This is a genomic window from Intestinibacter sp. (assembly GCF_051866655.1).
In the GTDB taxonomy this organism is placed as follows: Bacteria; Bacillota; Clostridia; order Peptostreptococcales; family Peptostreptococcaceae; genus Intestinibacter.
The window spans coordinates 1-6,222 of sequence record NZ_JBJDXL010000128.1 but is presented as its reverse complement, the minus strand read 5'-3'; the positions used below and the strand labels follow the sequence as shown (position 1 = coordinate 6,222).

Sequence of the window (6,222 nt, the reverse complement as noted above, 5' to 3'; positions counted from 1 at the left end):
AATACTTTCTTTTAGAGTATTAAAGTCACACCCCAAGCTATTAGAAAGCTGACCTAGAGCAGCACTATTACCTTTAATAGCATCCATTAGCAATGAAGTATTCTGGTTTGTACTCATCTGTTCACGAATGGCAGATAGCTAGGTTTCAGCATTCTATCCGTCTCCCCATCCGTTATTTCCGAAAAAACGTCCAGCAAACATCATCCATACGAGATATACAACAATTTTGTTACGAATATACCGTTTCCGTATATTCTCTCTATGTCGCCATAGAGTTCAGACTATATCATATTTTGTTTCCAAAACCCTCGCGCTTCGAGTCTACTTAGACCCTACATAATAGTCGTTGCACCTTCCTTAATAGGCTTGGCTCATGATTGTCTCAGAGAGAGTTTCCATGAGTTCACGAGGTTTTAAATCCGCTTACACTTCTCGTATAAAGTATATAACTAACGGATTATTCCACATTCCATTCATACCTCCGTTCATAGCCATCATAGTAGCTAAGTTGTTGTCATTCTGACAATCGGGAAGAACATAAGTTTTTGTTGATTCCATAATAATTACTTTTAATCATTATAACATTTATCTAAATATATTGTTCTAGAACTACGCTATAATACACATAAAAATAACTGGAATTGGAAGATGCTAAAAATAAAATTGGGAATTGCAAATAATAAAGTTATACTCTTATAACTAAATTATTCACAACTCCCATCAATTAAATTTATTGCTTACTATGCATAAATATGTCTAAATCGACTTTGTTCCAACCTAACTCCTTGAAACCTTCTTGTTTATATCCTTTAGGAATAAATCCATCTCTAACATAGTTATCAAATGTTGCTCTACTTACACCTAAGTATTCACATGCCTACATTTTACTTAATCTCTATTCTGGACAAGCAATACTGCTTAAAATAGAAACTAACTTTGTCTGATTTTCAATAGAAATATGGCAGTTACCAGAATCTATATCATCAATGAATTTCTAAAGAAGACTTCTTAGAAGTGAAGTAATCATTCATTTACGCTATCCATTGCCTCTGCAATCAAATTTTCGCAATAAGCAACAAATTCACCTTTATGTTCTGGCTTAACATTGATATTAATATTAAGCATATCTGACATACCAGTACTATAATAGTAACTTCCAACATTCTGGCCTAAAGCATCATTAACATTAAGATTTACATTAATATTTCCAGATACTTCTTTAGTTAAACTTCCACTAGTAGTCCATCCTTCTGCTGTAGTATCAGTAATACTATACTGACAATTGGTTTTAGTAATTTCCATTATTCTTTAACAAATAAATCATATATTGCTTCCATCAAATCTGCAGCTTTAATTTTATTTCCATTAATTTCTACATCATTGCTGGAATTAATATCTAAAATATCAGAATACTCTTCCATAGTAAGAGAATCATCAATAGCATCTGTAATCTCCTCATTACCTTTCTGAATAAGATATTCCTGATACTCAGAATTTGCCTTGCTATTTAGCTCATTAAATCTTTCAGTTTCCTCAGAAGTTCTATCTTGCTTATTTGCGAGTTCTCTCAGCTCATCACTAACAATCTGTTTAGAGAACTCCTGCGCATCTTCATCAAATTGCTTCTTTATTTTATTATAAGCAATTCTAATACGCATAATCTTTACTTTTAACTCCTTAGAAAGCTCTTTGTCACCATCTTTAAGGAGAATCTTAGTGATTACATTCTGTTTTGTCAATAAGTCATTTAATACCATAAATCATTAAATTTTAATTATGTACAATAATATTATTTTTCAATTAATTATTCAGTTAAACAATGTTAACATTTGTGATAAAATTTTAAATAAATGAAATATACCAAACTAATACCTGCAATAACTAAATAAACTCTTAACATCTATAAATCTGAGATTGGAATTCCTACGTAAGTATCATATAGAGCTAAGATGTTTACAATAGTAACATAATGTAGAGGAACTCTATGCCATTCACAATATTGAAAGATATATGACATAATATATAACTGAATCATGAATAGCACAGAGAAACCTCCTATAAAATTAAGTGAATAACATTTTATATCAAAATAATGTAGAATAGTAAACACTGTTTCATTTATTGCCAGTAAAAATGGTATAATTTTCAGAATTAAAAGAAATACTTTATAAAGTGTCTTATTTAGTTTTCTTTCTAATGCTGCCTCCATTTTTGATACCTCCTCTTGTGCTTGAAACTTTTCTTCTGCCCATAGTTGTAAAATTTTAAAATTACTAATTAATCTCAAACAATAATATATATTTAATCTGTTAATCAAATGTTAAATTTTGTTATGTTGCATATCCAATAACAATAATAGAAAAGCTAAGAATAGCACCTTCCCAGGTCTTCCAAGCCCCAGGTTGGCTCTATGTAGAGTCATTATCCTTATCTCCATTACAGCACGCTCTTATATATATACTTGTATTAGAAGTGTGAGTTCCAAACCACCATAAACCATCGGATCTAACATTATCGCTATTTCCAGATGTAGCAGACGACATTTTTTTAGATGTTCTATGATTTGCAACTACTCCCCTAAAATAAAAACTTTTTCCACTTACAGAACCAAAGGAAAATTGAGCAACACCACCACTAATTGAAGCAGTACCTGACATATCTCCAACAGCTTCATGTTTATATCCTGAGAAAATCCAATTATCGCTGGCATCAGTTGCTGAATTTCTATATATATAACCAGCAACTAATACTATAGGTTGTGTAGAGCTTCCATAGAATGAATAATCACTCTAGGTAATAGTTCCACTAGATAAATATACTGGTTTTTTACTACTTCCAACAGATTTATCACTAGCAGTAATTGTACCACTACTCATATAAACTGGGTTGATTCCACTACCAACTATAGAACTACATGCCGTAGGCTTTCCTTCAGATATATATATAGGTTTAGCAGCACCTCCTATAGTAGCTGTTAATCTCTATGCAGTAGTATATGTATTTCCTGCAGATGCCCCTAAAAGACAATAGGCAGTGCTATTATTGAGAGCATATATCATACTTGCTTTAGCTGCATAATCAACAGTTAAAGTTTTATTTGTTCCACCAATAGTAATTGAAATCTTATTTTCAGAATTAGATAAATTAGTAAATAATGATGAAGCATGATAGCCATCCAGAGTATCTGAATTAGAGAAATTCCCATAAGCCCATCCATTAGATACATCAAAACGCCACCCGTAATCATAACCATTACTAGTTCTCCCCGTAGTTGATCCGATTATATACAACGAATTATTTAATACTCCGATACTAAACCATCTTGAAGATCCCGTATTAGTCTATCGAATCCAGGGCCAATAAGAACCCGTATTTGTTGCATTTCCTATATTTAATGCCCCATTATCATATCTTTGTCCATCTAACCATGTACTTGCAGTAGAAGATGCCCACATGTGAGTGGTGGCAGTTACTCCCCCTGCAGTATAAATAGCATTACTTTCAGAATTACTAACATAAAATTTTTTGGTATTATATGTCCTTATCCATGTATCATCGGACATATAAATTCCCCCTTTATATGATTCATTATACCAACCAGTTGCCCCAGAACTTCTAAACCAATTACCAGTATAGAATGAACCAGCATATAAATAATCTGTATATGGATTACAATAAATTCCTCCAGTACTATAAAGAGAACTTCCACTATGCCATACCATTCTATATGTACTATTTGCATCTGAATTAGTTACTGTAATATAAGACATTGTATCTGTAGTCCAGGCTACTGTTTTCCAACTTCCTCCATTAGCTGTTGTACTCCAAGTGCTCCCACTATTAAAACGATAATATAAACGACCGTTAGAACTTATTCCAATCTACCCCGCATAATAAGCATTAGAAGTACTATTAGGATGTGTTCCTAAATATAAAATTCCATTAGCATTATTACTTACAGGAAACCCATAATTATTTCCAGCGTAACCTGATGAACTATTAATCTGGCTAAACCATTGTACTCCTTGTTTATTTAAAGTACAAGATGCACTAGCTGGATTAGAAGTAGAAGTATTATTTAAACAAGTAGCATGTAAATTTGCAATAGTTTTGTCAGAACTTACAATTCCATTTATCGTAATACCTAATGTTAAATTAGTAACAGCACTAGAAGTAGCTTTACTAACAGATAGACTATTAATAATATTACAAGATGAAGATCCTGCAGTTCTAGTTGTCCCACCAACTGTTATAGAATGATTAGCCTAAGTTATTGTATTACCACTTGATGATATTCCACCACCACTAAATGCTGAGAACTGACTTCCTATGTTACCGCTATCAATAATTCTTCTCCAAGTTCGTTTATCAGTATCCCATCCAGATCTCCACCAAAGACCCTGATTTATGGTATCAGTAGACCCAGTATGATTAGTAAATATATCCATTCTAGTACCATTTCCAGGAAATGATACAACTTGTCCATAATTATATAATCCAGAAAGACCTTCTGGTAATGCATTATGATAAGATCTAATTCCTATCTAAGACCATAAAGTAGCTGCGCCATTAGTTGATGTAGTATCTCTATATCTTAAGAATGAGTATTCATGGTATCCATCAAGCATATCTGCATTAGTTGTATTATCAGAGTATCTAGTTCTCAATCCATCATAATTTCCCTTAGTAACATCAATTAAATTACAATATGATAGATACCAAGTAACAGCACCTGAACCATTCAAATAAACATGCCCACCACTACTGAATGAACCAGAAGAACCACAATGAGTAACTCTTATATACCATTCCCATTTTCCAGTTCCTTCTCTAGAGGTTAACCAGTGATATGTAGCTCCAGAACCTTGTGCGTTCTCATTATTATTAACAGAAAATCCAGTTGGTATTTTTGCTCTAAATATCTAAACAAAAACTGCATTAGCCCTAGATGAAATAACCTAAACAAAACCCCCTCTTCCAGGACTAGCAGTTCCAGAAGACGTAGAAATTTGTAGAATATATCCAGAACTATTTCCAGAAACCTAGTTATCTGCTATTCTACTTATTGTTACTGTTCCATTACCACTATTATTATAAACACTGACACTATTATTACCACTAGCAAATTCTGGATCAGTATAAACTGGATATCCCATACCTTTTATTGCCTACATCATGACTATAGGACCAACAGAGGATGTCTATCCATTATCTAACCATGACCTATTTATTCCAATAGTTGTGGAAGTATAGGTAGTTCCATTAACGTGAAGTCTATAAGCAGGAGAAGTAGTACCAAGGCCCATACCAGTAGAAGTCATAACTAATCCATTAGTACCATCACTAGAATTTCTAGAAATACAGAAATTATTATCAGTTTTTCTATGTATAGACCAGGCATTAGTATTAGTTCCGGTTTCTCCAGTTGCCCCTAAAATAATAGTTTGCCACTATCCATCTGAACACTAAAGCCTTAATCCCTCACAATAATTACCAGTAACAGTAGCTATTCTTACTGTATTTGTAAATTTACTTGTTCCTGCTACATAAAAATTATATCCAGGAGCAACTCCATTAGATATTAATGAATTTACATATAGGCTCTAACCCTTTACTTGGATAGATGGAGTTAAACTATTAAATGTAGTAGTTGTATTATTTGTCGTTCCACTATCTCCAGATTTGACTATAAAGCTAGTAACGGAATTTTTCATACCAAGAATTAAAGCCTCATTGCCATAGGTATCATACCTTAATGTTGTATAGAAACTAGAACTACCTTCTCTAAATGAAATTCCATTATTTTCAACTAACTGAATACCTTTTATTCCTATTATTCTCTGGTCCTAACTTGATGTCTATACCTAAGTTTTTCCAATATACCCACCATTTATAATAGAAGAAATAGACTTATGTCCTCCTCCACCTAACAAAACATAATCATCTGAAGAATTATTTTTACAGAATCCAGCAGAATACATATTACCCTGAGCTTCTAACCATACATTTCCAGCCTCACTACCATCCACGTCCATAACTTTTAGACCTTTAGAAGCTCTATAAGAATCGTAATCTGTATATACTAGTCCAACTGCCTAACTCCCATTTTCACTAAATACAATTCTGGGGTTCGTGGTAGCATTTGTCATTACATTATTAGTAGCATGTGTAATATATAGATCACCATTAGACTCTATTTTTGCAATCCCAGGGAATCTTAAT

The 6,222-nt window shown here is 32.7% G+C and carries 11 protein-coding genes; 1 reads left to right on the top strand and 10 read right to left on the bottom strand.

Features of this window, described 5'->3' with window-relative positions; all coding sequences use genetic code 11:
* Positions 1-423: 423 nt before the first annotated feature.
* The 7 genes from ACI3VO_RS03500 to pilV form a co-directional block, all read right to left on the bottom strand.
* Positions 424-558, bottom strand: a complete 135-nt coding sequence (locus ACI3VO_RS03500) for a hypothetical protein (protein ID WP_439756592.1) — start codon at positions 556-558, stop codon at positions 424-426.
* Between the two features lie 465 nt (positions 559-1,023).
* Complete coding sequence (locus ACI3VO_RS03495; RefSeq protein ID WP_439756591.1) at positions 1,024-1,302, bottom strand: hypothetical protein; 279 nt, start codon at positions 1,300-1,302, stop codon at positions 1,024-1,026.
* Positions 1,302-1,757 (bottom strand): hypothetical protein, encoded by a 456-nt coding sequence (locus ACI3VO_RS03490; RefSeq protein WP_439756590.1) that lies wholly within the window; start codon positions 1,755-1,757, stop codon positions 1,302-1,304. Before ACI3VO_RS03490 ends, ACI3VO_RS03495 begins: the two co-directional genes overlap by 1 nt.
* Before the next feature lie 143 nt (positions 1,758-1,900).
* Complete coding sequence (locus ACI3VO_RS03485) at positions 1,901-2,209, bottom strand: hypothetical protein (RefSeq protein ID WP_439756589.1); 309 nt, start codon at positions 2,207-2,209, stop codon at positions 1,901-1,903.
* Between the two features lie 199 nt (positions 2,210-2,408).
* A complete protein-coding gene (locus tag ACI3VO_RS03480) occupies positions 2,409-2,657 on the bottom strand; it encodes a hypothetical protein (RefSeq protein ID WP_439756588.1) in 249 nt (82 codons plus the stop codon).
* 324 nt (positions 2,658-2,981) lie between these two features.
* Complete coding sequence (locus ACI3VO_RS03475; protein ID WP_439756587.1) at positions 2,982-3,290, bottom strand: hypothetical protein; 309 nt, start codon at positions 3,288-3,290, stop codon at positions 2,982-2,984.
* A gap of 51 nt (positions 3,291-3,341) precedes the next feature.
* Complete coding sequence (pilV, locus tag ACI3VO_RS03470) at positions 3,342-3,770, bottom strand: shufflon system plasmid conjugative transfer pilus tip adhesin PilV (RefSeq protein WP_439756586.1); 429 nt, start codon at positions 3,768-3,770, stop codon at positions 3,342-3,344.
* 340 nt (positions 3,771-4,110) lie between these two features.
* On the opposite strand from pilV, the gene ACI3VO_RS03465 reads away from it, so the two are divergent.
* On the top strand, positions 4,111-4,260 hold the full coding sequence (locus ACI3VO_RS03465) for a hypothetical protein (protein WP_439756585.1): 150 nt from the start codon (positions 4,111-4,113) through the stop codon (positions 4,258-4,260).
* 5 nt (positions 4,261-4,265) lie between these two features.
* Here the strand turns inward: ACI3VO_RS03465 and ACI3VO_RS03460 are convergent, their stop codons facing one another.
* The 3 genes from ACI3VO_RS03460 to ACI3VO_RS03450 all read right to left on the bottom strand — a co-directional run bounded on the left by ACI3VO_RS03460 (position 4,266) and on the right by ACI3VO_RS03450 (position 6,035).
* The gene (locus tag ACI3VO_RS03460) at positions 4,266-4,448 is read right to left on the bottom strand and encodes a hypothetical protein (RefSeq protein ID WP_439756584.1); all 183 of its coding nucleotides are present in this window, start codon (positions 4,446-4,448) and stop codon (positions 4,266-4,268) included.
* Between the two features lie 96 nt (positions 4,449-4,544).
* A complete protein-coding gene (locus tag ACI3VO_RS03455; protein WP_439756583.1) occupies positions 4,545-4,745 on the bottom strand; it encodes a hypothetical protein in 201 nt (66 codons plus the stop codon).
* A 1,119-nt stretch (positions 4,746-5,864) separates the two neighbouring features.
* Positions 5,865-6,035 (bottom strand): hypothetical protein, encoded by a 171-nt coding sequence (locus ACI3VO_RS03450; RefSeq protein WP_439756582.1) that lies wholly within the window; start codon positions 6,033-6,035, stop codon positions 5,865-5,867.
* Between the last annotated feature and the right edge of the window lie 187 nt (positions 6,036-6,222).